Below are 25,577 nucleotides of genomic sequence, written 5' to 3'. Positions count from 1 at the left end.
GCGTCTTATGAATCGCGAGAAGCCGGGTCGCCTTTCCACCCTACGCCCTTTATACGGATTAAGCGAGACATTTCGTCGGCGCGGCCCCATTCAACTTCCGCAGGCTTATAAGCGCATACTGGCCCGACTGTAGTGTGGGAACCAAAATGGATAATCACGTTGAGTGGTTCCAGTTCACGCTGTCCAACGGACAAACGGTAGGGCCCGCGCCGCTACGACTGATCTGGATGGAAGCTTGCGGAACGACGAACGTCACGGTGCAGCGGATGCACCGATACTTGCTGGGAAAACGTACCGCGGTTTATTCGCTACGCGCTTCGCCGAGGCTTGGAAACATACCGGTCATCGAGGCGCGACTTCGCAGCCTGTTGCTCACCGCCCGACTCGACAGCGTGCTCACTTATGTCTCGCACTGAGGTCGTGATGCAGACCATGTTTGATATCGCGGTGGGTCGATGCGAATCGATCGAAAACAAGACGGTGACGATCAAGCTCGACAGCGCGATCGTCAGCCGCCTGGTGCCCGGCCATCCCTGGCGCACCTCCGGCACCAGCCGGCTGAAACTCGACATCGAGTTGTGCAGCCTGCGCAGTCCGCCGGTGGTGGGCGCGGAGACGTTCCTGCAACGCGAGGCGCTGCTGCGCAATCCGGCCGCCAGTCTGGATTTGCTCGGCGACGGCAACTACACCTCGGTGCGATTGAAATCGCTGGGCGCCAATACCGAGCCGGAAATGCTCAGCTCGTCGTCGAAGACGATCCTGGGCGATCGTCCGCGTTCGCGCTGGAGCAAGAACAGCTAGAGCGCGGGTTTCCGCGTCGCGCTTGCCGGCATTGACAGGAAAGCGCGAGTGCGTGCTATCGGGTTTTCTTGCGCGCCGCGGTTTTGCGCGCCGTCGCGGCCGACGGCTTGAGCGAGTCGCGAAACGCCGGCGCGTGTTCCAGCAGGTAATCCCATAAGCGATTGGCCACCGGCCCCTGCGCGCGATCGCGGCGGCGCGCGACGACCAGTTGCTCGCGGCGTCCGGGCAGATAACGCCCGACGATCGATTGCAGGCGCCCGTCGCGCAACTCGTCCTCGATCATGAATCCCGGCATGTGGCCCCAGCCCATGGCCTGCGCAATGATGTCCTTCTTCATCGCCTGATCGGCCACCGTGCACTGATGCGCGCCTTCGACGGTGAAGTAATCCTGCGGCGGCGAATGCCGCGCGCTGTCGCGCATGATGCATTGGGTGAGCCCGCGCATCTGCTCGGGACGGATCGCGCGGGTGACCGGAAACGGCAGGAATCCGGGCGCGACCACCGGTATCATCGCCACCTCGCACAGGTCGATCCATTCCAGGCGCGCGTCGCTCTTGTCGATGCGGTGCACGATCAGATCGGCCTCATCGTCGAACAAACGCTCCCACGGCCCGCTCACCGCCTCGAAATGCAGATGCAGCCGCGTGCCCGGGCATCGGCCGAAGAAGCGGCCGAGCAGGGCCAGCGCCTGCGTGCGCGGACACAGGTCGCCGATCACCACATGCAGTTCGCTTTCCTCGCCCATCGCCAGCTGCTCGGCGTGCGTGCGCAGTTCCTGCAATTCGCGCAGCAGCGATTGCGCGCGGCGATGCAGCGACAACCCGGCCGCGGTCGGTCGCACCCGGTAGCCGCTGCGATCGAGCAGGCTCAGGCCGAGCTGGCGTTCGAGTTTTGCGACCGCGGCGAACACCGCCGGATGCGAGCGATGCAGGGCGGCGGCCGCGGCCTGGAAGCCGCCGGCGCGGACCACGGCGTCGAAGCATTGCAGGTCGTGCAGGGTGAAAGCGCTCATGCGGCGGGCCTGTCGGGTTTAATTACAAAGACTGTGCGATCTTTGTAATATCAAGCCGGGCGGGCCGCAACTAGCCTTGTTTCCACGGCGCAGGCCGTCGCGGCATTCCGCCGGGCAGCGCGATCGACGCGCCGCCGCGGGGTCGCGAACGATTCCAGGGAAACAAGCCTCATGAACACCTTGTCTTACTTCCACACCGGCGATGGCGTGCGCGTCGCTTACCGCTTCGATGGCGACGCGGGCCGGCCGGTGCTGGTGCTGTCGAATTCCATCGGCACCGACCTGAGCATGTGGGACGCGCAGATCCCGGCGCTGACGCAGCACTTTCGCGTATTGCGCTACGACACCCGCGGCCACGGCGGCAGCGACGTGCCGGCGGGCGCGTACTCGCTCGATCGCCTGGGTCGCGACGTGATCGAGATGCTCGACGCCCTGCGGATCGAACGCGCGCATTTTCTCGGCCTGTCGCTCGGCGGCATGATCGGCCAATGGCTGGGCGTGCATGCGCCCGAGCGCATCGACCGGTTGATCCTGAGCAACACCTCGGCCTATCTCGGTCCGGCCGGGCAGTGGAGCGAGCGCATCGCTTCGGTATTGCAAGCGCCGGACATGGTCGATACCGCGCAGATGTTCCTCGGCAACTGGTTTCCCGCGCACATGCTTGAGCCCGAGGCCCCGGTGGTGAGCGCCTTTCGCGCGATGCTGCTGGCGACGCAGCCGCAAGGCCTGGCCGGCAACTACGCCGCGGTGCGCGACATGGACATGCGCCGCACCAATGCGCTGATTGTCGCGCCGACCCTGGTGATCGCCGGCGAGCACGACACGGTGACCGCCGCCAGCCACAGCGAAGCCATCGCCGCGACCATCGCCGGCGCGAAGCTGCTGACATGGCCGGCGGTGCATCTGACCAATATCGAATTCGGCGAGGCCTTCGACCGCGCCGTGGTCGATTTCCTGCTGGCGCGATAAGCGCGCGCCGCGCCGGGGCATGGCGGCAGTCGTCGCCAAGCGTGGACTGCATCACGAACCCGGCGGCGCGCACGGCCTTGCGCGCGTGCCGCCGGCTTGCATCGGCGCCGCCCTGCGGTATTGTCGGAATCCGTTTTCGCACAGCGCACGGGCGCCGACGCCATGACCGACCGTCAACGCCGTCAACCGGCCGAACTGGTGAGCCCGGTCGGCCTGCGCGCCGGCCTGACCCGGCATCAGCTCGATGCGCTGACGACGCTGGAGCAGTTCGGCTGGACCTTGAAGTTCGTGCGCCGGCCGCTGTTCCAGGACCCCATCGCGGTGCTGTTCCGCGCCAATAGCAAAAAGTTCGTGGTGTTGCGCACCGACGGCTCGATCGACGAGCATCCGGACTTCAAGCTCCGCGACTGAGCGCCGCGCCGCGGCATCGAAAGGCCCGGCGTGGCGGGATTCCGGTCGCGCGCATCGCGGTGGTAGCCTGCGCTTGTTCGGCGCCCGGGGAGCGTCCCGGCCCGCGCACACAAGGGTGACCCGCATCAAAGTTCTCATTCTCGGCAGCGGGGTCATCGGAACCACCGCCGCGTACTACCTCGCCCGGGCCGGCTTCGAGGTGGAAGTGATCGATCGCCAGCCCGCGCCGGCGATGGAGACCAGTTACGCCAACGCCGGCGAAGTTTCGCCGGGCTATTCCGCGCCGTGGGCGGGGCCGGGCGTGCCGTTGAAGGCGATCAAGTGGCTGTTGATGCGGCATCGGCCGCTGGTGATCCGGCCCGCGCTCGATCCGGCGCTGCTGCGCTGGTGCGCGGCGATGCTGCGCAACTGCACGCATGCGCGTTACCGCATCAACAAGGCGCGCATGGTGCGGCTGGCCGAATACAGCCGCGACTGCCTGCGCGAATTGCGCGAGGACACCGGCATCGCCTACGACGCGCGCCAGCAGGGCACCTTGCAGTTGTTCCGCACTCAGCGCCAACTCGACGGCACCGGCAAGGACATCGAGATCCTGCGCGAATCCGGCGTGGCCTTCGAGTTGCTCGATCGCGACGGCTATTTGCGCTACGAGCCGGCGCTGGAACTGGTCAAGGACAAATTCGTCGGCGCGTTGCGCCTGCCCGGGGACGAGACCGGCGATTGCTTCAAATTCACGCAGAATCTGGCCGCGATGGCGCAATCGCTCGGAGCGAGATTCCGTTTCGGCGTGGATATCCAGCGACTGGAAAGCGAAGGCGGCGAACTGCGCGGCGTGCACACCGATGCCGGCCCGTGCCGTGCCGATGCCTACGTGCTCGCGCTCGGCAGTTATTCGCCGCTGCTGCTGGCGCCGGTGGGCATCCGCATTCCGGTGTATCCGGTGAAAGGCTATTCGCTGACCTTGCCGATCAGTGACGAACGCTATGCGCCGCAGTCCACGATCATGGACGAGACCCACAAGGTCGCGGTCACCCGGCTGGGCGATCGCATCCGCGTCGGCGGCACCGCGGAGCTGGCCGGTTACGATCGGCGCCTGCATCAATCGCGCCGGCGCACCTTGAATCACGTGGTCGGCGATCTGTTTCCGCGCGGCGGCGATGCCGCGCAGGCCGAGTTCTGGACCGGGTTGCGGCCGATGACGCCCGACGGCACGCCGGTGATCGGCGCCACGCCGCTGCGCCGGCTGTTCCTCGCCACCGGTCACGGCACGCTGGGCTGGACCATGGCCGCCGGTACCGGCCGGGTGATCGCCGATCTGATCGCCGGCCGCCCCCCCGATATCAGTCTGGATGGCCTGGGCGTGGAGCGTTACCGCGACTGAGCCGAAGCCTCCGCGCGGGCCGGCGCAAGGGGCGCGGCGGCGGATTCATCTCTCGCAACGGAATCGAGTTCCCAATCCTGTGCGGAACTGCGCCCTAACTGTAAGATCACGCGGCTCGCGGCTGGGCTATGCTCGCGCTGGCTTCATCGAGTTGCTGAGGAAATGGATCGGTCCTGGCGTCTTATCTGGCAGACCCTGCTGACCCTGCTGGGTCTGACGGTGACGGCGCTCGCCTGCGCGCAGCCCTTTACCCTGGCGCGGCTGCAGCCGGCGACCGACCCGGCGCCCGCGCGCCTGCTCGCCGGCGACTACGCGCAGCGCTTCGTGCCGATACGCGGCGACCAGATTCACGTGATCGATCGACAGGCGCATTGGTGGCGGCTCACCGCCAATCAGGACGTCGCCGCCAACAACGCGCCGCAACTGGTGATGAGCCAGCCGTACCGCAAGGCGGTCAGTGTCTGGCGTCCGGGCGATGCCGAGCCGGTGCGCCGCTCGGTGCACGGCAAGGCCGCATCGTTCCAGCACTCCTCGCGCTTCCTGGTGTTTCCGCTCGACGGCGGCATGCGCAAGGGTGAAGTGCTGTACCTGCGCGTGGCAGGCACCGGGCTGACTACCTCGACGCTGCAGATCGAACCTCTGGACACCGTGCATCGCCAGGACATGAGCCACGTCGCCCTGCGCAGCGTGGTGCTGACGGCGCTGGGCGTGATCTCGGTGCTGGCGTTCGCGTTCTGGATCGGCCTGCGCGAACGCGGCTACGCCTTCTTGTGCCTGACCTTGCTGATGCAGACCTTCAATCTGGCGGTGGAGGGCGGCGAAGTGCGGATGATTTCCTGGTTCAGCGATCTGATGCCCGATCGCCGCACCAACGTCGTGCTCAACACCGCGGCGGTGTTGGCCAGCGTGCGCTTTTTGATGTTCTTCCTGGATCTCGGCGTAACCCAGCCGCGGATCGCGCGCGTGCTCAACGTATGCAGCTGGCTGCTGGGCATCCTGCTGGCGATCTCGATCTTCCGCACCTGGCGCATCAGCGCGAGCTTCGGCAACGTGGTGCTGCTGGTGGTGATCGGCGCGACCGTCTACGCCAGCGCGGTGGCGATCTCGCGGCGGCAGCGCGAAGCGTATTTCCTGATGCTGGCGTGGACGCCGCTGATGGCGGTGTTGATCGTGCTGGTCGGCAGTTATCAGCGCTGGTGGCCGATCTTTGCCTGGCTGGAATACGCCTATCCCATCGGCCTGGTGCTGGGCGGGCTGGGCCTGCTGATGGGATTGGCGGCGAAGCTGCAGCAACTGCGCCGCGATCACGACAACGCCAAGCACCGCGCCACCTACGACCGCCTGACCAGCGTGATGAACCGCGCCGCGATCGAGGAAGGCCTGCGCCAGGCGATCAGCGACGCGCATCTCAACAAGCGCCCGCTGACCGTGGTGTTTTTCGATATCGACCACTTCAAGCGCATCAACGACGAGCACGGCCACAGCGCCGGCGACGAAGCCTTGCGCACGGTCGCCGAGCGCACCCGCAACCGTCTGCGCGCGACCGATCTGTGCGGCCGCTACGGCGGCGACGAAATCCTGGTCGGCCTGCCCGGCGCGCGGCTGGAGCAAGGATTGGTGGTCGCCGAACATCTGCGCCGCACCATCAGCTCCAATCCGCCGACCGTGCACGGCCGCATGCTGCCCTTGAGCCTGAGCGTCGGCGTCGCCGAGCTGCGTCCGGGCGAGAGCTTCGACCAACTGCTCGAACGCGCCGACGCGGCGCTGTACGCGAGCAAGGCCGGTGGCCGCGATCGGGTGACGGTGCAGCGCGCGGCGGTGGGCGATGTGGTGATCTGAACGTCGAACCTCGATGGAGCCCCTCTCCCGCTCGCGGGAGAGGGAGAGTTCCGTTGCTCGCTCTGAGTGCGCGCATGGCAAGCCGCCGCGCTCAAACAAGCGCAGCGAGAATCGCGCCGCGCACGATCGTCAGCCCCGCATGGCTCTGGGCGCGGGTGGCGCCGGAGAAACCGAACACCAGTCCACGCTCGCCGGCCCCGTATTTGGACAGCGGATGCACGGCGATGCCTTCGCGCGCGCAAGCCTCGGCGACCGCGCGATCGTCCACCCTCGCCGCCAGTGCCGGCTTGAACCGCGCGGCCACGTGCATGCCGGCGATGGCCGGGCCGAAATCCAGCAGATCGGCCAAGGTTTGCGCCTCGTGCAGGAAAGCGAGGCGACGTTCGTCGTAGATCGCGCGGGTGGTGCGCAGATGCCGGCCCAGGTGGCCCTCGTGGATGAAGGCCGCCAGCGCGCCCTGCATCAGCAAGGCGGTATGGCCGTCGGCGGCGTGCTTGGCATCGACGAAGGCGGCGACCAGCGGCTCGGGCACGATCGCGTAGGCGATGCGAAGGCCCGGGAACAGGATCTTGTTGAAGCTGCCGATGTAGATCACCCGGCCGTGATCGTCCATGCCTTGCAGCGACGCGATCGGCCGGCCCTCGTAGCGGTAGTCGCCGTCGTAGTCGTCTTCCAGCACATAGCCGTCGTGTTGCCTCGCCCAGGCCAGCAGCGACTTGCGGCGCTGGATCGACATCTCCACGCCCAGCGGATACTGATGCGCGGGCGTGACATAGGCCACGCGCGCATCGCCGGCGAGGGCGAGCGCGGCGTCCACGTCGAGGCCGTCGGCGTCCACCGGTACCGCGACCACTTCCAGGCCGGCCGCGCGCAGGCAGTGCTGCACCGGTTGATAGCCGGGCGTTTCGCACCAGGCCTTGGCGCCGGGATCGGCCAGCACCTTGCCGGCCAGTTCCACCGCCTGCTGGGTGCTGGTGACCACGATCACCTGCCCGGGCGAGCAACGCACCGCGCGCATCGCCGAGGCGTGCGCGGCGATCGCGCCGCGCAGCGCCGGCAGGCCGTTGCTGGCGCCGTACTCCCAGTAGTCGCTGCCGGCCTTGCTGGCTTCGCGCTGCAGCAGGCGGTTCCAGACTTCGCGTGGGAACAGATCGATCGGCGGCAGCGACGGCGTGAACGGGATCGCCGAGGCGGCGAGATAGTGGCCCGGATAACTGCGCAACGCATCGGCGCGTTGCGACAGGCGCCGCGGCGCGGTTTCCACACGCGGCTTGGCCGCGCGCCTGGGCGCCAGCGGCGGTGCGTCGCGTTCGGGCAGCTGCGCGGCGACGAAACTGCCCGCGCCGCGCCGGCGCACGATGTAGCCGTCGGCGACCAGTTGATCCAGCGCCCAATCCACCGTGTTGCGCGCCACGCCCAGGTCTTTCGCCAAAGTGCGGCCCGACGGCAGGCGCGCGTTCGGCGCCAGCGCGCCGCTGACGATCGCGCTGCGGATGCGCTCGCAGATGCGCGCGTACGCGGGCTGACCGGCCTGCGCGTCCAGCCCGGTCACATCCACGGAGAACACCGATCCGGCATGTTTGGCCATGCCGCCATGCTACTAGGCCTTCACGCGGGTGTGCTCCATCCGCCAGTTGGTTTCCCAGTCCTTGCCGTCGAGCGAAAACGCCTGCTCCCAGCGCGCGTGATCGGCGTCCACCCGGGTCCAGCGGAAGCGGATCTTCACCGGCCGGCCGTCGTCGTGGTCGTCGCCGAAGAACTCGCCGCGATCGCCGTCGAAGCCGCCGGCCACCGGCGGAAACAACTCGCCGGTGGTGTTGTTGATCCAGTACAGATACCAGCGCCGTTCCTTGAGGTTGAACACGCGCACGGTCATGCCTTGCCAGCCCTTGGTCGGGAACACGCCTTCGTCGATGTTGACCATCCCGCCCATGCGGCTTTCGCAGCTCAGCGAGGCCGGGAACTCGTCCCATTCATCGCTGCCGACCCAGCGCCGCTTCAGGCGCCGGTTGCTGAAGGTCCAGCGGCCGACGAAGAAATCGAAATCGTGCACGTCGCCGGTCGGCAGCGCGATGTCGGTGCCGGACAGTTTCTTGACCCGGCCCGGGGCGGACGCGGCGGCGGCCAGCGGCGACAGGCCCAGCGCGGCGGCGCCGGCGACGGCATCGAACAGGAGGCGGCGGCGTGTGGCCGATACGGGACGGGACATGAGAGCGGCTCGATAGGGACCTGCGGCCACGATGCGAGGGGGCCGGTGGGCCTGGAAGAGCCATTAAATCGGCGCCGACAGGGCCAGTGCGGGGCGGTTTTGCCATGCCCATCGCGCATAATGTTCGCCACGGTGCTGCCGCCGGCGTGGGCATCTCGCCGATGCTCGCGCGCATGCCGGCCGGATGCCTCGCAGCGTCGCGGCGGCAAACCGGTCAGACTCACCACTTCCTTATTCAGCCCTGTCGCAATGACCTCGATTTCCCGTCTGGACCGCTTGATCGCGCAACTGCGCGTCCATCTGCAGAAGCAGGGGCGCGCACCCGCGTCGCAGCAGCAGCGCTCCAGCGGCGGCGGCGCCGGCGAGACCGCGCGCAATTCGCCGCTGCAGGCCGTGCAGGCGCTCAAGGCCGCGGGCGTTACCGACGAGAGGGTGCTGATCAATCGCCTGGTCGAAGGTCTGCTGGCGGAGGAATTCGGCGACGAACTGGCCAATTCGGCGGAGTTCCACCAGACCATCGGCGTGGTGGTGTCGGTGATGGCCGACGACGCGGAGACCTGGGCCTTGTGCCGGGCTTGCGTGGAAGAGGCTTGAGGGGATCGCTATCGGTACGCCGTCCACGACGGCGCATGTTGCGTTCCAAGACTCAGCCGCAGCGTCAACGAATCGTCGCCAGAGCGGCGGCTTGAGCGTTCGGGTCCTCCGAGGCTGCCGCGGAGACGGCGCTCGCTGATGAAGATGCGGCTTTTGCTGCCGACATTGTCAAAGCTGCAGATGCAGCCGAAGCAGCGGTCGCTTCCGCTGCTGTCGCCGGTGCGGACGAAGGCACCGACACCGGCGCCGCCGGTGTCGAAACCGGCGCGGCGATCGCCGCCGGTTTATTGCCGGCCGCCATCGCCGGCAGCAGACCCCAGCGCCGCATCACCTCTTGAATCCGGCGCATGTACGCCTCGCCCACTTCCGGTGTTTCGGAGTGATAGGCGGCGACGGCTTTCCAGGTCTGTCCGTAACGGTCTACTTTGCGCCGAAGCAGCCATGCGCCGACGTAGGCGTTCACGCACGGATCGAACAAGCGCTCCTGGTCGATGCCATGCCGCGACAGTTCGTTGTTGTGCACCGTGTTGATGCCCATCAGGCCGATGTCGGTGGTGCGGTTCTTGTTGTAGTTGACGGTCTGCGGCCGCATCCGCGACTCGTGATAGGCGATCGCGCGCAGCACCTGCGGATGCACGCGCTGGTAGTTGGCGGCATCGTCGATGCAATCGGCCGCGGCCGGCGCGATCGTCTGCGTGCCCAGCAACGCCGCCGCCAGCGCGATCAGCGCGGGCGCAGCTCGCCGCCGCGTGTGCGGCGCGGACGGCGATGGGATCGGCAACGACACCGCGCGCATCGCGAGCGGCTCAGTGATCGCGGCGGGCGAGGTAATCGCCCAGCAGCAGATGACTGCTCGGCGAGGGCTCGTCGCCATCGGCCGGGTTCGCTTCTGCGATCGCGATGCCGGCGGCGAGGGCGGAGTCGCCGGCCTGCGCATCGGCCGCGTCGGCGACGATTTCGTGCGACTTCTCGATCAGCGTGGCGATGAACGGCGACAGCTCGGGATGATCGCGATTGCCGTCCAGCCCGCGTTGCAGATACGCGCGCGCCTGCTCGGGCTGACCGGTGACCAGCTGAGTGAGGCCACGGGCGAAATCGCCCAGCGGCTGGCTCTCGTCGAGCTGGGTCAGCGGCTGCCAGACCGCCAGCGCCTGCGCCGCGCCTTTGTGGCACAGCTCCAGATAGCCGAGCATGAAACGCGCCGCGTGCAAGTCCGGCGCCATCACGATGGCCTGGCTCAGATCGGCGAACGCGCCGGGGTATTGGCCCAGGCTGGCGTAGACCGAGCCGCGCAGCAGCGCCAGGCGCGCATCGGCCGGGTGCCGGGCGATGGCCTGATCGAGCATCGCCAATGCTTCATCGTCGGAACGATGCATGGCCGCCTTGATCGCCTCGATGGTGGCGTCGTCGCAGGCAGTGGGGAAGCTGTCGTCTCTCATTTCTTGGTCCGCGAAGGTTGATGGGGTTGGATCTTCTCGCGCAGCAGGCCCAGCCCGGCGCGATGGATCTGCGAGATGCGGCCCTTGCTCAGGCCCAGAATGCCGGCGATCTGTTCGAACGGCAGCGAATGGAAATAGTGATAGCTGATGACCTTGGCCATGTCGGTCGGCAGCATGCCCACCGCCTGGCGCAGCGAGCGGCAGGTCTGATGCCAGGCGACCGCCTCGTAGCCGTCGTGGCGAATGGCTTCCTGACCGTTGGCGAACATGCCGGTGCCTTCGAGCATGTGGCCGATGGCCAGGCCGACGGCGAGTTCGGACAATGTCTGCGTCAGCTTGCGGCTGCGCGGGCTGCTGTTGTCCTTGAGCGAATTCAGGCGGTCGCGCTGCAGACGGCGCTTGAGCGAGATCTGCTCCTGCGTGTCGCTGAGCTGCTTGATGCCGTCGAGCACGCTGCCGGTGATGCGCGCGGTGCAGAAGGTCTTGAACGAATTGCCCAGCGAGTGATCGAACCGCGCCATCGCATCGAGCAGGCCGATGTAGGCCAATTGCTGGAAGTCGCGGAACTCCACGTCCTTGCTGTAGCGCCCGCCGTAGATGTTGGCCGCGATCGCCTGCGCGTACGGCAGGTAGTGCAGGAAGATGGCTTCGCGCGCCTGGCTGGAGTTTTCCTGCTGCATCGCCGCCCACAGCGCCGCGTCCGGAGCGGGCGCGGCCTGGGTTTCGTCCATGGCGATGGCGGCAGAAGAAATCATTTGAAGCTGAGAATCACGCCTTGCAGGATCAGGCTCCATCCGTCCACCAGCACGAACATCAGCACCTTGAGCGGCAAGGAGATCGTCGCCGGCGGAACCATCAGCATGCCCAGCGACAGCAACACGCTGGACACGACCAGGTCGATCAACAGGAACGGCAGCAGGATCACGAAGCCGATCTGGAAGGCCACGCGCAGTTCGTTGAGGATGAAGGCCGAGGTCAGCTGCAGCAGGCTGACCTGCTCGGGCGAATCGGGCAGCGGCTTGCCGGAGATTTCGTACATCACCTTGAGCTCGTCCTCGCGCACCTGCCGCAGCATGAACTCCTTGGCTGGGCCGGCGCCTTTCTCCAGCGCCACGTCCAGGCTCATCTGGCCGCTCATGAACGGTTGATAGGCCTGGGTGTTGATCTTCTCCAGGGTCGGCAACATCGTGAACACGGTCAGCAGCAGCCCCAGGCTGATCAGCACCGGTGTCGGCGGCGTCTCCGGCATGCCGAAGGCGTGGCGGATCATCGACAGCACGATGATGATGCGGATGAAGGCGGTCATCGAAATGACCAGCGCCGGCACGATGCTCAGCAAGGTGAGCACGGTGGCGATGCGCACGCTTTCGCTGGTGCCGCCCTTGAGCGCGGTGAGCACGCCGCCTTGCTGGGTGAACGGGTCTGGCGGCGGCGTGGCGGCCATGGCCGAGGCCGCGGCGAACACCGCCAGCAGCAGCGACAGCAGCAGCCATCGGCGATGGCGCAGCAGGAAGGACTTCATGACGCGCGGGCTCCAGCGTGGGGTTCGGCGGCGTTCGCGGCCGTGGCATCGGTGCCGGTATTGGTGTCGGCGGCATCGTCCTGCGGCGCGGGCTCGCTCGCGGCGTCGGCGTCGGCGCTGCGCAGGGCGGTAACGTGGATGGCGTTGTCGCGCGTGGTCAGCAGCAGACGCTCGCCCTTGTAGCCCAGCACGTGCACGGCGGTGCGCGGGTCGATCTGCAGGCTTTCCAGCAAGGACAGGTCGCGGGCGACGCGCGAGCTCAAGCCGCGAAAGCGCGAGCGCAGCAGGTAGATGGCGCCCACGCCCAGTCCCAGGCACAGGGCCAGCGACAGGACGACGCGGAAATAATCGATATGCATGTTCGGATCCCCGGGCGGTTCGCCGGACGGCGAACCGGCCCGATCAGGCGGCGCCCAGTTCCTTGACCCGCACGCCGAAGTGGTCGCCGACCGCGACGATTTCGCCGCGCGCGACGATGCGGTCGTTGAGCAGCACGTCCACGTCCTGCAGCAAGTGCTGATCCAGGGTCAGCAGCGAGCCGGCCTGCATCGCCATCAGTTCCTTGACCGTGATCCTGGCCGTGCCGAGGCGGATTTCGACCTTGACCGCGATTTCCGAAAGCATGTCCATCGGAATGCGCTGCGGGTTCTTTTCCGGCGCGCTGGCGGCCTGCTCCGGAAGATCGATTTGCATGATGTCGATTTTGCTGACGCCGAGCGAAGGGTTCATGGGAATCACTTTTGGGTAATGGAAGTAAGTACGATCGACAGGCGCTGCTGCGAGCGCCCCGGCCGACCGAGGGCGACGGTGCGCGGCGGCGCGTCGTCGGCGTGCAGGCGCACCTGGATTGCCTCGTGCAGCAATTGCGAGGTGGTGAGCACGTCGCCGACGGCCAGTTCGCTCAGTTGCAGCGCGCTGAGCTCGCAACTGCCGATCACCGCCGACAGCCGCAGTTCGCTGTCGCCGAGCGCGGCGCTGAGCGGGGCGGGCTTGTCGATGCGCGGCACTGCCGGTGCGCCCTTCATCGGCCGCGCCCAGGCCAGTTCGGCCGCGCAATACAGGTCCAGCAAGTGCGGATCGCGCGCGCTGCCGATGCGCAGACGCAGGCCGCCGCGCGGCAGGGCGAAGCCGCTGCCGGGCAGCGCGCGCTGCAGCGTCGGCGCATCAACGCCGCGCAGGAAATCGCCGCCCAGCCGCGCCAGCAGGCTTTCCATCAGCTCATGCTTGAACGGCGCGAGCAGCGCCTCGGGCACCTGCGCGTCGGCCTGCGCCGACAAGGCCATCGCCGCCAGCGCATAACGCTTCCACGCGCCGGCGTCGGTCTGCGCGGCGAGTCGATCGCCGGCCTGCCAGCGCGCGCCGGCGCCGTCGTCGAGCGCGTGCCCGGGCGCGAGCGTCTCCACCGCGGTCACGCCGAGCAGGCGTTGATCCAGCCATTCGTCCTGCCAACGCTGCAGCGCCGCCTCGGCCTCGGCGCGGGCCCAATCGCGATCGGCCTCGCCCAGCGGGCGCCAGCGTTGCGCGGATGCGGCCGCGGCCGCGCTCTGGTTCGCGCTCATCCTTGGCCGCTCTTCATCTGGAACAACTGCATGATCATTTCATTGGCGGTGCTGATGACCTGCGAGGAGGCCTGGAAGCCGCGCTGGATCAGGATCAGCCGGCCGAACTCGGTGGACAGATCGACGTTGGACGCTTCGGTCACGCCCGAGGCGAGTTCGCCCGCGCCCTGCTTGCTGCCGACATAGTTCGGCGGCGGCAGTTGCGAGGCGTCGAACAGGCCGTCGCCGAGCTGGATCAGCCGCTGCGGATCGGAGAAGTTCGCCATCGCCACCGTGCCCAGCTCGGTGGTCTGGCCGTTGGAGTAATTCACCACCAGCGCGCCGGTGTCGTTGACGTTGAGCGAGGCCATCGTGCCCATGCCGTAGCCGTCGGCCTTGGTCACGCGCACGTCGGAACTGTTCGAGTACTGGCTCAGGCTGGAGAAGTCGAGCTTGACCTTGCTGTCGCCGGCGCCGCTCTTGATGGTGATCTCCAACTGGTCCGCACCCGACTCGATGATGCTGGAAATGAAGCGGATTTGGCCCTGTCCGAGCGACTGGCCGTCCTTGGTCTCCAGCTTCACCTGCCACAAGGTCATGTTGCTGGGCAGGGTCGAAGCGGCGTTGCGGTCGCGGGTGAACTTGACCGTCGCCACGATCTTGGTGCCGGCCGCGTCGTACAGCTCGACGTTGGGAATCGAGTACACGTCGGTGTTCGGCGCGCCCGCGGCGGGCGCGGCGGCCATGATCAGGTTGCCGTTGAACTTGATGCTGGAGGTGGCCTTGGGCGGGCTCACGCGCTGCTTGTCGAGGCTGACCGGCACCAGGCTGCCGTCGGCGGCGAGGGTGGTGAGCTGCAGGTCGTTGTTCTTTTCGCGGATCGTACCGTCGTCCTTGATCACGAACTGGCCGGTGCGCGCGTAGCGCACGCCCTGTTCGCCGAGCAGGGCGAGAAAGCCCGGCCCCTCGATGCCCAGGTCGAGCTGGCCGTCGCTCTTGCGGATCTCGCCTTGCTTGAAGTTCAGCGAGGAATAGCTGTACTCCACGCCGCTGCCGGCGCTGGTGATGCGCGCCGAGTCCGGGCCTTCGCCGAAGAAGCGCTGGCCGTAGTACAGGTCGGAGAACCGCGGCGTCGTGGTCTTGAAGCCGGGCGTGTTGAGGTTGGCGACGTTGTTGCTGATGGTCTGCAAACCCTTGGAATGCGCGGTCAGACCGCTCATGCCGATGTAGATGCTGTCCAGCATGGCTCGCTCCTTTAGCGGACTTGCACGATCTGGGAAATGCTGGCGTTGGCGAGGAACTCGCCGCCGGCGGTGGTGATGGTCAACTCGGGCTGGCCGTTCTTGAACGAGACGTTCTTGACCACGCCGCTGATCAGGCCCTGGTCGCCCTGCACGTCGACGTTGCGGCCGAGCAGGCCCAGCGTCTGCGTCGCCGATTGCACGCCGAGCAGCTGATCCATCTTGTCGGTGAGCTGACGGCTTTGCTCCAGCGAGGTGAACTGCGCGAGCTGGGAGACGAACTCGAAGTTGTCCACCGGCTTGAGCGGATCCTGATAGGTCAGCTGGGTCAGGATGATCTGCAGCAGCGACTGCATGTCCAGGCCCAGCGAATCGATCCGCTGCGAAGTGCCGGCGCCCGAGCCGCCGTTGATGGGACTAATCGCCATGTCGTTCTCCCCCGTCGAAAGTGGTTGCGTGCGTTCCGTTGATGTAGAGCTGCGCGTTGCCGGCGCCGTGTTCGTGCAGCACGCGCGCGATCATGCGTTTGAGCAGGTCGGCGTCGAGCGGCCGGTCCTCGCGCACGCGCACCGCCACGCTGAGGCCGCCGGCGCCGTTGATCAGGCTCAGGCGCTCGGCCAGCGCCTCGTAATGCGTTTGCGGCAGTTGCGGTGCGGGCGTGGCGATGCGCGCGGCCGCGGCGGGCTCGCCGGCGGTGCTGGCGGCGCGGGCGCGCGGGGTTTGCATCGGCGCGAACGCGGCCAATGGTTCGCCCGACTTGGCGCGCTCGCTCGCGACCGGCGCGGTCAGCGGCGCCTGCGCGGCGACGATGTCGCGGATGTCGTAGCGTCTGGGTGCGGGCGTCTGGGTATCGACCGGCAGCGAGGGATCGCGCAGGTAGCTGGCCGGCATCAGCTTCGCTGGCGCGGCGACCGGGCCTGCGCCGCGCACCGGTACGCGCGGCGTCACCGGCGCGACCGGCGAAGCGCCGGCTTCGGCGCCCGCCCACATGTCGCTTTCCAGGCGCTGGATCATGTTCTGAAACTGCCCGCGCGCCTGGCCCTTGGCGGCGCCCGTGCCGGAAGGCGCGGGCGTGGCCGGCGGCGGCAGGATCGGTCCGCTTACTTTCATGCTTGCACTTCCATCGCGTTGTGCCGTTCCAGGATGGCGTTGCTGACTTTGTCGTCGTGCTTGCGCGCCACCGCCGTGCGCTCGCGATCGGCCAGTTCGTCGCCGCGTTCGGACAGGTTCTGGTGGCGGATCAGTTCGCGGCCGAATGCCTCGAGCGCTTCGCGCGCGTTGCACAAGGACTGCTGGGCGGCGTTGCAGCGCGATTGCGCGGCGTGCGCCATCGCCCGCCAGGCCGAAAGCGAATTCAGATCCAGGCCGATGCCGTCGCTCAACGAATGCCGCCAGCCGGCTTCGATCTCGTCGCGTTGCGCGCTGGCCGTATCGAGCGCGCGCTGCGCCGCATCGACATCGCGGCGCAGCATCGCCGCGCGCATCTGCGCGTTCTGCAGGCGCAGACGCAGCAACTGCGCGACTTCGTCGAGCTGGTGCAGGCGCTCGCGGCTCATGGCTTGGCTCCGCCGACCAGTTCGTGCAGGCGCGCAATGCTCTGCGCGCCGGTGTGGCCTTGTCCGCTTTCCTGACGCAGGAAGTCGATCAGCGCCGGACGCGTGCGCAGCGCGCGGTCCAGCTGCGCGTTGGAGCCGGCCGAGTACAGGCCCGATTCGACCAGCGTGCGCGAGGTCTCGTACAGCGACAGCTGGGCGATCGCGGTCTTGGCCGCGGCGCGGTGTTCGGCGCCGGTGACCTGACCGAAGACGCGGCTGATGCTGCGCGGCACGTCGATCGCCGGATAGTGGCCTTGTTCGGCCAGCGCGCGGGTCAGCACGATGTGGCCGTCGAGCAGCGCGCGCAGGGTTTCGGTCATCGGGTCGTCGATGTCGTCGGTCTCGGCCAGCACCGTCATCAGCGCGGTGATCGCGCCGCCGTGGCGCAACGCACCGCAGCGTTCGATCACCTTCGGCAGCGCAGAGAATACGCTCGGCGTGTAGGCGCGCAGGGTCGGCGGCTCGCCCGCGGCCAGGCCGATCTCGCGCAGCGCCAGGGCGTAGCGGGTGATCGAATCGAGCAGCAACAGTACGTGTTTGCCCTGGGCGCGGAAGTATTCCGCCAGCGACAGCGCGACCAGCACGCTGCGCGCGCGCAGGATCGCCGGCTGGTCGGAGGTAGCCACCACCATCACCGAGCGCTGCCGCGCCTGTTCGGTCAGTGCGTGCTGCCAGAAGTCGTCGGCCTCGCGGCCGCGTTCGCCGACCAGGCACAGCACGCAGACATCGGCCTGCACGTGACTGGCCAGATCGGCGAGCAAGGTGGTCTTGCCCACGCCGCTGCCGGCGAAGATGCCCACGCGCTGGCCGATGCCGAGGGTCAGCAGGGCGTCGATGGTGCGCAGGCCGGTTTCCAACGGCGCGCGCGGCGACAGGCGATCGAGCGCCGGCGTTTGCGCGCCGGCCAGCGGCCACGATTCCAGCGGGCCGTCGACGGCTGCGCCGCCGTCGAGCGGCACGCCCATCGGATCGACGATGCGGCCGAGATAATTCGGGCCGACCGGAAAGCTGGCGCCCACCCGCAATGCTTCGACCGTGTCGCCGATATGCGCGGCCGACACCGGCCCGTAAGGGGCCAGGGTGATGCGGCCGGTTTCGACCTTGGCCACTTCGGCCAGTAGGGTCGAAGGGCGATCGCCACCGTGCGCGTTGAGCCGGATGCGGCACAGCGAACCCAGCGGCACGCCGGGACCGTCGGCCTCGATGAAGGTCGGCATGATGCGCGTGACCGTGCCCAGGCGGGCGACGGTATCGACTTGGCGGATGGCGTCGATCAGCGCGTGCGCGGTCATGTCAGTCGCGTCCCTGCGCGGAATCGAAGGCGGCGTCCAGGCGCTGGCGCTGCGACGGCAGACTCAGGTCCAGACGGCCGAGCTTGAGCTTGATCACGCAGCTGCCGGCGGCGCGGCCGGTCTGCGCGCTGACCTGATAGGACGGCATCGCGCCTTGTTCGGCGAAGGCCGCGCGCAGCGCGGCGTCGTCCGGGAAATCGACGCTGGCCACTTCGATCGCCAGCACGCTGTCGTGAGCGAGCGAGCGCAGATGATGGGCGACCGTGCGCGCGATCAGCTCGGCGTAAAGCGCGGTGTCGCCGATAACCCGGCCGAGCGCGGCCTGGGCCAGATCGACCGACCACTGCTGCGCGGTTTCAATGAGCTCGCGCTGAAAACTTTCCTGCGCGTCGGCGATGCCGTGCGCCAGCGCTTCGAGCTGTTCGTCGTGGCGCTGCTGCGCCTGCGTCCTGCCGCTCTCCATGCCTTCCGCGTGGCCGCGTTCCTGCGCTTGCTTTTCGCGCGCGTCGGCCGACTTGGCCAGCGCGGCCAGGCGCGCGTTGGCGTCGGTCAGGGCTTTTTCCAACTCGGCGATGCGCAGCGCCTGGGTATCGACGAACGCCGCCGGCGCTTCGCCCGCGGTCGCGGCCTGCAGCGTCGAACGCCGCTCGCCGCTGACCAGGACGGTGCCGGCCTTGATCACGCTCATGCGCGCGGGCTCCGGCGCAGCAAGCCGGCCAGACCGCGACGCGGCACGACGGCCGGCGCGGGAGTTTCGACCACGCTGAGTTCGACCTCACGCGATGCGGCGACCGCCGCCGCGTGCAGGGCGCGCCGCGCCGCCGGCATCAGCGAAATATTGCACGCCGATGCGCGCAGCGGTTCGCGCGCGGCCTTGTCCGGCAGCGCCGCCAGCAGCGATTCGCGCGCGGCCGGCTCGAAGCTGGACAGCACGCTCGCGGCGACTGCTTCGGGCAGGCGGCCGAGGTAGACCGCCATGCCCGCCGGTACGCGCTCAAGCGGATCGTTCTGCGCCGCCGCCGGCGCCGCCGGCTGCAGGCCCGGCAGTTGCGTGCCCGGCAGCAGTTCGCTGGCTTGCGCCAGCATCGGCCGCAGTTGTTCCTGCTCGCGCGGATCGAGTTGCGACCAGATCGCCTCGATGTCTTCGATCGAGTACTGGCTCAGCTGGCTGATCGCGCGGCGCAACTCGCGCTCAGGCTTCGGACTTGGCATGCGCATTCCCCTGTGCTTCCAGCAGCAGCCTCAAGCGCGCGGCGAATTGCTGGCGCTCTTGCTGGGTGAGTGAACGCCGTTCGCGGCGGGCGTTGCCGCGCAGCGCGCGCAGGGCCAGCCAACCGATCAGCAGCAGCGCGGCGGCCACGGCGATCAGCACCGCGCTGCCCAGGTTGAAACCGGTCCAGCCCGCGTTGCTGGCGGCGGTCCGCGGACGCGACGGCGGCGCGGCGCGATCGGCGACGGCGGGCGAATCGCCGGCGAGCGAGCCGGCCGGCGGCAACGCCGCCGCGATCGGCAGCGCCGGATCGCGCACCACCGTGGAGATCACGTCGCCGCGCTTGCTGTCCAGGCCGATCGTGGCCGCGACCAGCGACTCGATCTTGGCCATCACCGCCGGCGGCTGCTCGCGGTCGAGCACGATGCCGACGCTGAGGCGGCGGACCGTGCCCGGTGCGGAGACGATCTGTTCGAGCACGCGGTTGGTCTTGACCGGTGCCGCCGCCGGCGCGCCGATGGCGATGCCCGGCAGTGGCGGCAAGGGATCGGACGCGGCCGGCGCGGCGTTGCCGCCGGCCACCGCGGGCAACGGCGGCAGCGCGCGCGATCCGGCTTCGGCGGCCGGCGCCGGCGCGGTGCCGGTTTCGCGCGTGGTCTGGATCTGGTCGAAGTTGATGTCGGCGTTGACGCTGACGTTGGCGCTGCCTTCGCGCAGCACGCGCGCGAGCTGTTCGGATATCTTCTTCTCGTAGCTGCGCTCGATCGACTGCTTGAGCGCGAACTTCGGGTCGGACACCTCGCCGGTTTCGTCCGCGGTGGCGGCGGCGCCGCGCTGGTCGAGCACGATCACGTCGGCCGGGGTCATGCCCGGCACCGAGGCGGCGACCAGCTTCTGGATGCCGCGGATGCTGTCTTCGCCGAGCGCGTCCTTGCCCTTGGGGAAGATCGTCACCGACGCCTTGGGCTTGACCTGCTCGCGGCGGAAGATCGACGACTCCGGCAAGGTCAGGTGCACCCGCGCCATGTCCACTTCTTCCAGCGACATCAGCGTGCGCGCGACTTCGCCCTGCAAGGCGCGCTGGTAGTTCACCTTCTGCGCGAATTCGGTCAGGCCCAGGTCGGAGTCCTTGAACAGCTCCAGCCCGACCACGTCCTGCAGGCGCAGATCGCCGCTGCCCAGCTTGATGCGCGCGGCCTTGGATTCGCCTTCCGGCACCAGGATGGCGTTGCTGGCTTCGTCGTAGCGGTAGGGAATCTTTTCCTTTTCCAGTTCCTTGACCACCGCCGCGGCATCCTGCGGCTTGAGGTCGCGGAACAGCACGATGTAATGCGGCCGCAGCAGCAGATAACCGCCGAGCAGCAGGGCGAAGAACAGCAGCGACAGCCCGATCGCGATGGCGATCTGGCGGCCGCGCGAATCGGCGCTGAGACGGGAGATCCAGCCCGAGGGTGCGGTTTCGGCGTTCATGTCAGAGCTGCATGCGCATCAGTTCTTGGTAACCCTCGACCAGCCGGTTGCGGACCTGGAGGGCGTAATGCAGGGACATGCGCGCTTCTTCCAGCGCGATCATGACCTGATGCGGCGGCGTGCGGCCATCGAGCGCGAAGCTTTCGACCGCTTTCTCGGCGGCCTGCACCGAGTTGTCGGCGTGCATCACGTTGGCCAGCAGCATCGAGCCGAAGCTCTGCGCGGGCGGGGCGGCGGTCGCGGGCGCCAGCGACGGCGCGACGGCGCCGGCCGATTGCGCCGACATCAATGCGGCGAGTGCGTCGATGCTCATGGGTTGTTGCCTCCGATATCCATCGCGCGCATGTACATCGAGCGCGCGGAGTTGTACATGACGACGTTGGCCTCGTAGACGCGCTGGGTCTGCACCATCAGCGCCATCTCGCCGGCATGATCGACGCCGGGGTAGGCGACGTTGCCGTCCTTGTCGGCCATGGGATTGGCCGGGTCGTGGACGATCCGGGGCGGCGCGGCGGTGGCCTGCACGCCGTAGCTGCGGGTGCCGCTCAGATCGCCCGGCGCGTGCAGCGAATAAGTCTGCGCCGACTGGCCCAGTACCTGCTGGAACGACGGCGCCGAACCCGGGCCGGAGATCAACCGCATCGGCTGGTAGTTCTCGCCGTTGGGACCGCGCACGGCGCCGGCGTTGGCCAGGTTCTGCGCGACCACTTCCATGCGCAGGCGTTCCACGTCCATGCCCGAGCGGGCGATGGCGAACAATGAGTCGCTCATGCTCAGCTCCCCCGGATCGCCAGCTGCTGCATCTGCAGGCTGCGGTTGAGCATGCCGATCAGCATGGCGTAGCGCGCGGAAGTTTCCGAGGCGATGGCGATTTCCTGATCGATCTTGACGCTGCGCTCGGACGGATCGGTCGCCGCGGCGATGCCGGGCTGCAGCGAGGACAACTCGGCCGCGCGCAGTTCCGGCGCCAGATCGGCGGTGGCCGCGGCCAGGCGTTGCAGTTCGCCCTCGAAGCTCACCCGCACCGGCACGAAGCCGGGCGAGGAGGCGTTGGCGACGTTGTGGGCGGTGGCGATTTCGCGCAGATGCAGGCCGTCCAGGGCCTTGCTTACGATCGCTTCGATGACCGGCGATGTCATGGTGCTTTCCCCTGAGTGCGGTGCGGCGGTTATTGGACGACCAGGTCGGCGTGCAACGCGCCGGCGGCCTTGATCGCTTGAAGAATGGAAATCACATCGCGGGTGTTGACCCGCGCCTTGGCCAGACTGGCGACCAGTTCGGCCACGGTGGTCTGCTTGTAGGACATGGCCACGTGCTGGTCGCCTTCCTCGACGCCCAGGCGGCTGTTGCCGACGATCAGGCTGCGCACCGAGTCGTCGGCGATGCCGATGAAGTTCGGCTGCGAAGCGGTGTACTCGGTGTCGATGGACACGCGCAGATCGCCGTGAGAGATGGTGATCGGCGAGATGCGGGTATCGCCGCCGGCGGCGATGGTGCCGGTGCGCTCGTTGATGATCACCCGCGAAGCCACGTCCGGAATCACCGACAGCCCTTCGATGAAGGCGACGAAGGCGTTGAGCCGGCCCGGGTTCTGCGGCGCGCGGATGCGCACGGTTTCCGGGTCCAGCGAGGTCGCCGCGCCCGAGCCCATCGATTCGTTGATACGCGCGGCGATGCGCTCGGAGGTGACCGCGTCGGCGTTCTTGAGGATGTAGTCCAGATGGCCGTTGTCGGCGACCAACTCGGCGCGCACCGGAACTTCCACGGTGCCGCCTTCGGATACAACGCCGACGGTGGGATGGTTCTTCTGGCGCAGATTGCCGTTGCCGTCGAAGCGGAAGCCGCCGACGGTGACCGGACCCTGGGCCAGTGCGTACACGCGCTTGTCCGGGCCGCGCAGCGGGCTCATGATCAAGGTGCCGCCGGCGATGCTGCGCGCATCGCCCGTGGAGGTCACGTTGACGTCGATCTTGTCGCCGACGTTGGCGGTGGCCGGCAGGGTCGCGGTGATCATCACCATCGCCACGTTGCGGCTCTGGATCTGTTCCACCGGCACCACCAGGTCGAACTGCGAGAGCAGGTTCTGCATGGCCTGGCGCGTGGCCTGGTTGCGCGGCGCGTCGCCGGAACCGGACAGGCCGGTGACGATGCCGTAACCGACCAGCATGTTGTCGCGGCGGCCGAGAAAACGGCCGAGGTCTTTGAGCCGCACCGAACCGGACGCGGTTTCGGCGGCGCGAGCGCTGTCGATCGCGCCGAAACACACGGCGGCGCCGACGCACAGGGCGAGTAAGCAACGCATGGACATCACCACAGCCCCAACCAGGCGAGAATTTTCGGAATCAGGCCGGGGCGCGTGCGATCGGTGATGTAGCCGTCCCCGGTGTAGTCGATCCTGGCGTCGGCGATGCGGCTCGACAGGATGGTGTTGTTCTGGGCGATATCGACCGGACGGATCTTGCCGCTGAGGCGGATCTGGGTCTTCTCGCCGTTGACGTTGATGCGCTGCTCGCCGGAGATCGCCAGATCGCCGTTCGGATAGGTGCCGGTGACGGTGGCGCTGATCTGCGCGAGCAGATTGCCGCTGCGCTGTATCTGGCCGCGGCCGCCGTAGTTGTCGCCCAGGCCGACGGTGAAGTCGGAACTGGTGTCGCCGAGCGTCTTGATGTTGCCGCCGATGCCGACGTTGGTCTTGGTGGTGGTGTCGGCGGTGTTGCGCGCGCTGGAGTTTTCGTAGACCAGGATGGTGATCAGATCGCCGACCCGCTGAGCCCGCCGATCGGAGGTCAAGGCCTGGAACGATTCTTCGCGATACAGATCGGCCGCGGCGGCGGGCGCGAGCGCGCTCAGCGCGGTCAGCCCGGCGAGCAGCAGGCCGGCCAGCGGCATGCGCGCGCGCGGCGGGCGGGTGGGGCGGATCATGGCGTTTCCCCTGCGAGGGATGAAGACGGAGTGGACGAAGACGGAGGCGGCGGCGAGACCGGCGCGGTAACGATGGCGCCGTCGCCCATCGCCACGCGCACCGGCGCGCCGGCCTTGGCGTCGCGCGCGGCGACGCCGTTGCGCGATATTGCGATGGGGCCGTCGCGGTAGATGAGCGCGAGTTTGTCGCCCTGGCGCACGTCGGCGAACAGGCTCTCCGCGACCGGCGCGATGGCATCGCCAGCGGCGAGATCGACCGGCGCGCGCACCAGGCCGGAATCGCGGTCGTAGTGCGCGCGTTGCACGAGCGTGTCGGCACCGCAGCGATCAAAGCGCACGTCGGCGGCGCGCAGTGCTTGCCCGCGCGCGACCGGACGCAGCACGCGCAGGCAGGCGCGCTCGGCGACGGCGGCGTGATCGTGGATTTCTTCAGGCGTGCTGTCGGCCGAGGCCGGGCCGGCGACCGCGCTGCTGACTTTCACCGCGGCCGAAGCGGCCAGCGGCGAAGCCAGCGCCATCAGCGCCGCGCACGCGAGCGCACGCAAGCGCATGCGAGCCGAAACCGGAGCGGGCGTCGAAGCGATCATGTTCAGCGCTTGAGTCCGTTGGCGATGCCCATCAGCTCATCGCCGATCTGCACCAGCCGGGCGTTGGAGGCGTAGGCGCGCTGATAGATCATCAGGCTGACCATTTCATCGGCGAGCTTGATGTTGGACGCTTCGCTGAAGCCCTGTACCAGTTGCCCGGCCTTGTCCTCGCCGGGCGTGGCGCGGGTCACCGACAGCTGATCGTCGGGCAACTGGTACAAGCCGTCGCCGAGCGATTCCATGCGCTGCAGATCGGCCGGGATCACCAGGTCGAGCTGGCCGATTTCCACCGGCGTGCGTTCGTTGCGAATGGTCGCCATGACCTGGCCGGTCTTGGAAATCTGCACGCCCTCGGCATCGGCCGGCACCGAGATCATCGCCGCCAGCGGCGTGCCGTTGGCGGCGGCCAGATAACCGTCGCTGCCGATGCGCAAAGTGCCGCCGCGCCACAGCGTGGTCTGGCCGTCGGCGGCGGCCAGTTCCAGGAAGCCTTCGCCCTGGATGGCGATGTCGAGCGTGTTGCCGGTCGGGCGCAGTTCGCCCTGGGTGAACACGTGCAGGGTCGGATTGGCCATCACGCCGGCGGCCACGCGCTGCGCCGCATCGCCAGGCACCGCACCGGCGCTCGACGGATCGTTGCTGAGCAATTCCGAGAACGACACCGTGCCGCGCTTGTAGGCGGCGGTGTTGATGTTGGCGACGTTGTTGGCGACGGTTTCCACCGCCTTGCCCTGCGCGTCCAGACCGGTCGCGCCGATATAGAAGATTCCGTTCATTGCTTACATGCCCCCCAGGCGTTGCAGTGCGGTGCCGACCATGTCGTCGTAGACATGGACGAGTTTTTGTCCGGACTCGATGCGCCGCATCGCTTCCATGATCTGGATCATGTCGTTGCCGACCGAAACGTTGGCCGCCTCGACATAGCCTTGCTGCACGCTGCTGGCCAGCGTGCCGGCGGCGCCGGGCAGGTTCTCGCTGCTGCGAGCATCGCTGGCGGCGGCGAAGTAATTGCTGCCGGCGCGGATGAGCTTGCTCAGGTCTTCGAACTCGACCAGGCGCACCGCGCTGACCGGATTGCCGGCATCGACCACGGTGCCGTCGCGCTCCAGCTTCCAGTTCTCGCCCGAGACGACCACGTCGCCGCCGCCGGCCGCTTGCAGGCGCCAGCCTTGCGCGGTGAGCAGACGGCCGTCGGCATCGCGGTGCAGCGAGGCGGTGCGCGCGTACACCGAGCCCTGATCGGTCGCCAGCTGCAGAAAGCCCGGCCCGGTGACGGTGAGGTCGTAGGGATTGCCGGTGTGCTGCAGCTTGCCGGCGGAGAAGTCCGTCGCCCGGCTCATCGCCTGGGCAGCGGCGGGCGTTTGCGTCGCCTGTTCCAGCAACTGCTGCGCCGCTTCCGCGCCGAGCACGCTCTGGAACGCGACCTGGCGCTTGTAGCCGGGCGTGGCGACGTTGGAGATGTTGTTGGCGGAGACCTCCACGCGCTGGGATTCGCGCGAGATCAACTGGGTCGCCACGAGCATCAGGTTATCCATGCATTGCGTC

33 protein-coding genes are annotated in these 25,577 nt (G+C 68.1%); 7 read left to right on the top strand and 26 right to left on the bottom strand.

Annotated elements, in window-relative coordinates; translation table 11 throughout:
- Nucleotides 1–146 precede the first annotated feature (146 nt).
- Nucleotides 147–416 carry a hypothetical protein gene (locus tag LG3211_RS25985; RefSeq protein WP_148649049.1) on the top strand — a complete coding sequence of 90 codons (270 nt, stop codon included), beginning with the start codon at nt 147–149 and terminating at the stop codon, nt 414–416.
- 7 nt (nt 417–423) lie between these two features.
- Nucleotides 424–801, top strand: coding sequence for a hypothetical protein (locus LG3211_RS20960; protein ID WP_148649048.1), 378 nt, complete (start codon nt 424–426; stop codon nt 799–801).
- Nucleotides 802–856: 55 nt separating this feature from the next.
- Here the strand turns inward: LG3211_RS20960 and LG3211_RS20955 are convergent, their stop codons facing one another.
- Nucleotides 857–1,813 carry a LysR family transcriptional regulator gene (locus LG3211_RS20955; RefSeq protein ID WP_057944518.1) on the bottom strand — a complete coding sequence of 319 codons (957 nt, stop codon included), beginning with the start codon at nt 1,811–1,813 and terminating at the stop codon, nt 857–859.
- A 171-nt stretch (nt 1,814–1,984) separates the two neighbouring features.
- Between LG3211_RS20955 and pcaD the strand changes: the two genes are divergently transcribed.
- The 4 genes from pcaD to LG3211_RS20935 all read left to right on the top strand — a co-directional run bounded on the left by pcaD (nt 1,985) and on the right by LG3211_RS20935 (nt 6,413).
- Entirely contained in the window at nt 1,985–2,782 is a 798-nt protein-coding gene (gene pcaD, locus LG3211_RS20950; RefSeq protein ID WP_057944517.1) for a 3-oxoadipate enol-lactonase, read from the top strand.
- Nucleotides 2,783–2,944: 162 nt separating this feature from the next.
- Entirely contained in the window at nt 2,945–3,193 is a 249-nt protein-coding gene (locus LG3211_RS20945; protein ID WP_057945654.1) for a hypothetical protein, read from the top strand.
- Nucleotides 3,194–3,317: 124 nt separating this feature from the next.
- Complete coding sequence (locus LG3211_RS20940; RefSeq protein WP_057945653.1) at nt 3,318–4,574, top strand: D-amino acid dehydrogenase; 1,257 nt, start codon at nt 3,318–3,320, stop codon at nt 4,572–4,574.
- 162 nt (nt 4,575–4,736) lie between these two features.
- Nucleotides 4,737–6,413 (top strand): sensor domain-containing diguanylate cyclase, encoded by a 1,677-nt coding sequence (locus LG3211_RS20935; RefSeq protein WP_057944516.1) that lies wholly within the window; start codon nt 4,737–4,739, stop codon nt 6,411–6,413.
- Nucleotides 6,414–6,504: 91 nt separating this feature from the next.
- On the opposite strand, the gene pdxR is transcribed toward LG3211_RS20935, so the two are convergent.
- Together pdxR and LG3211_RS20925 are read right to left on the bottom strand one after the other, a co-directional pair.
- Nucleotides 6,505–8,001, bottom strand: a complete 1,497-nt coding sequence (pdxR, locus tag LG3211_RS20930; RefSeq protein WP_057944515.1) for a MocR-like pyridoxine biosynthesis transcription factor PdxR — start codon at nt 7,999–8,001, stop codon at nt 6,505–6,507.
- A gap of 12 nt (nt 8,002–8,013) precedes the next feature.
- Nucleotides 8,014–8,622 (bottom strand): hypothetical protein, encoded by a 609-nt coding sequence (locus LG3211_RS20925; protein ID WP_222837536.1) that lies wholly within the window; start codon nt 8,620–8,622, stop codon nt 8,014–8,016.
- Nucleotides 8,623–8,871: 249 nt separating this feature from the next.
- Here LG3211_RS20925 and LG3211_RS20920 point away from each other — a divergent pair, with 249 nt between their 5' ends.
- On the top strand, nt 8,872–9,216 hold the full coding sequence (locus tag LG3211_RS20920; RefSeq protein WP_057944514.1) for a hypothetical protein: 345 nt from the start codon (nt 8,872–8,874) through the stop codon (nt 9,214–9,216).
- 64 nt (nt 9,217–9,280) lie between these two features.
- Here the strand turns inward: LG3211_RS20920 and LG3211_RS25050 are convergent, their stop codons facing one another.
- The 23 genes from LG3211_RS25050 to LG3211_RS20805 are packed head-to-tail and all read right to left on the bottom strand — an operon-like array spanning nt 9,281 to nt 25,567.
- Nucleotides 9,281–10,012, bottom strand: a complete 732-nt coding sequence (locus LG3211_RS25050; protein WP_083512717.1) for a lytic transglycosylase domain-containing protein — start codon at nt 10,010–10,012, stop codon at nt 9,281–9,283.
- A gap of 10 nt (nt 10,013–10,022) precedes the next feature.
- The gene (locus LG3211_RS20910; RefSeq protein WP_057944513.1) at nt 10,023–10,655 is read right to left on the bottom strand and encodes a tetratricopeptide repeat protein; all 633 of its coding nucleotides are present in this window, start codon (nt 10,653–10,655) and stop codon (nt 10,023–10,025) included.
- Nucleotides 10,652–11,410 (bottom strand): sigma-70 family RNA polymerase sigma factor, encoded by a 759-nt coding sequence (locus LG3211_RS20905; protein WP_222837535.1) that lies wholly within the window; start codon nt 11,408–11,410, stop codon nt 10,652–10,654. The genes LG3211_RS20910 and LG3211_RS20905 overlap by 4 nt, the downstream gene beginning before the upstream one ends.
- Nucleotides 11,407–12,177, bottom strand: coding sequence for a flagellar type III secretion system pore protein FliP (fliP, locus tag LG3211_RS20900; protein ID WP_222837534.1), 771 nt, complete (start codon nt 12,175–12,177; stop codon nt 11,407–11,409). Before fliP ends, LG3211_RS20905 begins: the two co-directional genes overlap by 4 nt.
- A complete protein-coding gene (locus tag LG3211_RS20895; RefSeq protein WP_057944512.1) occupies nt 12,174–12,536 on the bottom strand; it encodes a flagellar biosynthetic protein FliO in 363 nt (120 codons plus the stop codon). The genes fliP and LG3211_RS20895 overlap by 4 nt, the downstream gene beginning before the upstream one ends.
- 43 nt (nt 12,537–12,579) lie before the next feature.
- Entirely contained in the window at nt 12,580–12,906 is a 327-nt protein-coding gene (locus tag LG3211_RS20890; protein ID WP_057944511.1) for a FliM/FliN family flagellar motor switch protein, read from the bottom strand.
- A gap of 5 nt (nt 12,907–12,911) precedes the next feature.
- Nucleotides 12,912–13,736, bottom strand: coding sequence for a FliM/FliN family flagellar motor C-terminal domain-containing protein (locus tag LG3211_RS20885; protein ID WP_057944510.1), 825 nt, complete (start codon nt 13,734–13,736; stop codon nt 12,912–12,914).
- Entirely contained in the window at nt 13,733–14,959 is a 1,227-nt protein-coding gene (locus tag LG3211_RS20880) for a flagellar hook-basal body complex protein (protein ID WP_057944509.1), read from the bottom strand. Before LG3211_RS20880 ends, LG3211_RS20885 begins: the two co-directional genes overlap by 4 nt.
- Nucleotides 14,960–14,970: 11 nt before the next feature.
- Nucleotides 14,971–15,384, bottom strand: a complete 414-nt coding sequence (locus tag LG3211_RS20875; RefSeq protein ID WP_057944508.1) for a flagellar hook assembly protein FlgD — start codon at nt 15,382–15,384, stop codon at nt 14,971–14,973.
- Nucleotides 15,374–16,066: a hypothetical protein gene (locus LG3211_RS20870; RefSeq protein WP_057944507.1), complete on the bottom strand. Its 693-nt coding sequence runs from the start codon at nt 16,064–16,066 to the stop codon at nt 15,374–15,376. The genes LG3211_RS20875 and LG3211_RS20870 overlap by 11 nt, the downstream gene beginning before the upstream one ends.
- Nucleotides 16,063–16,512, bottom strand: coding sequence for a hypothetical protein (locus LG3211_RS20865; protein ID WP_057944506.1), 450 nt, complete (start codon nt 16,510–16,512; stop codon nt 16,063–16,065). Before LG3211_RS20865 ends, LG3211_RS20870 begins: the two co-directional genes overlap by 4 nt.
- Nucleotides 16,509–17,843, bottom strand: coding sequence for a FliI/YscN family ATPase (locus LG3211_RS20860; protein ID WP_057944505.1), 1,335 nt, complete (start codon nt 17,841–17,843; stop codon nt 16,509–16,511). The genes LG3211_RS20865 and LG3211_RS20860 overlap by 4 nt, the downstream gene beginning before the upstream one ends.
- 1 nt (nt 17,844) lies before the next feature.
- The gene (locus LG3211_RS20855; RefSeq protein WP_057944504.1) at nt 17,845–18,531 is read right to left on the bottom strand and encodes a FliH/SctL family protein; all 687 of its coding nucleotides are present in this window, start codon (nt 18,529–18,531) and stop codon (nt 17,845–17,847) included.
- The gene (locus tag LG3211_RS20850; protein WP_148649047.1) at nt 18,528–19,055 is read right to left on the bottom strand and encodes a hypothetical protein; all 528 of its coding nucleotides are present in this window, start codon (nt 19,053–19,055) and stop codon (nt 18,528–18,530) included. The genes LG3211_RS20855 and LG3211_RS20850 overlap by 4 nt, the downstream gene beginning before the upstream one ends.
- Complete coding sequence (gene fliF / locus LG3211_RS20845) at nt 19,036–20,523, bottom strand: flagellar basal-body MS-ring/collar protein FliF (protein WP_057944502.1); 1,488 nt, start codon at nt 20,521–20,523, stop codon at nt 19,036–19,038. The genes LG3211_RS20850 and fliF overlap by 20 nt, the downstream gene beginning before the upstream one ends.
- A gap of 1 nt (nt 20,524) precedes the next feature.
- Complete coding sequence (fliE, locus tag LG3211_RS20840) at nt 20,525–20,836, bottom strand: flagellar hook-basal body complex protein FliE (protein WP_222837533.1); 312 nt, start codon at nt 20,834–20,836, stop codon at nt 20,525–20,527.
- Complete coding sequence (flgC, locus tag LG3211_RS20835; protein WP_057944501.1) at nt 20,833–21,294, bottom strand: flagellar basal body rod protein FlgC; 462 nt, start codon at nt 21,292–21,294, stop codon at nt 20,833–20,835. The genes fliE and flgC overlap by 4 nt, the downstream gene beginning before the upstream one ends.
- A 2-nt stretch (nt 21,295–21,296) precedes the next feature.
- Nucleotides 21,297–21,662 (bottom strand): flagellar basal body rod protein FlgB, encoded by a 366-nt coding sequence (locus LG3211_RS20830; RefSeq protein ID WP_057944500.1) that lies wholly within the window; start codon nt 21,660–21,662, stop codon nt 21,297–21,299.
- Nucleotides 21,663–21,691: 29 nt separating this feature from the next.
- Nucleotides 21,692–22,825: a flagellar basal body P-ring protein FlgI gene (flgI, locus tag LG3211_RS20825; protein WP_222837532.1), complete on the bottom strand. Its 1,134-nt coding sequence runs from the start codon at nt 22,823–22,825 to the stop codon at nt 21,692–21,694.
- A gap of 5 nt (nt 22,826–22,830) precedes the next feature.
- Entirely contained in the window at nt 22,831–23,445 is a 615-nt protein-coding gene (locus tag LG3211_RS20820; RefSeq protein ID WP_057944498.1) for a flagellar basal body L-ring protein FlgH, read from the bottom strand.
- Nucleotides 23,442–23,996, bottom strand: coding sequence for a flagella basal body P-ring formation protein FlgA (locus tag LG3211_RS20815; RefSeq protein ID WP_057944497.1), 555 nt, complete (start codon nt 23,994–23,996; stop codon nt 23,442–23,444). Before LG3211_RS20815 ends, LG3211_RS20820 begins: the two co-directional genes overlap by 4 nt.
- A gap of 38 nt (nt 23,997–24,034) precedes the next feature.
- Nucleotides 24,035–24,808 (bottom strand): flagellar hook-basal body protein, encoded by a 774-nt coding sequence (locus tag LG3211_RS20810; protein WP_057944496.1) that lies wholly within the window; start codon nt 24,806–24,808, stop codon nt 24,035–24,037.
- A 3-nt stretch (nt 24,809–24,811) separates the two neighbouring features.
- Nucleotides 24,812–25,567, bottom strand: a complete 756-nt coding sequence (locus LG3211_RS20805; RefSeq protein WP_057944495.1) for a flagellar hook-basal body protein — start codon at nt 25,565–25,567, stop codon at nt 24,812–24,814.
- Nucleotides 25,568–25,577 lie beyond the last annotated feature (10 nt).

It is taken from the genome of Lysobacter gummosus (assembly GCF_001442805.1).
GTDB lineage: Bacteria > Pseudomonadota > Gammaproteobacteria > Xanthomonadales > Xanthomonadaceae > Lysobacter > Lysobacter gummosus.
The sequence above is the reverse complement of the archived record's forward strand: the minus strand, read 5'-3'. Positions and strand labels throughout refer to the sequence as shown.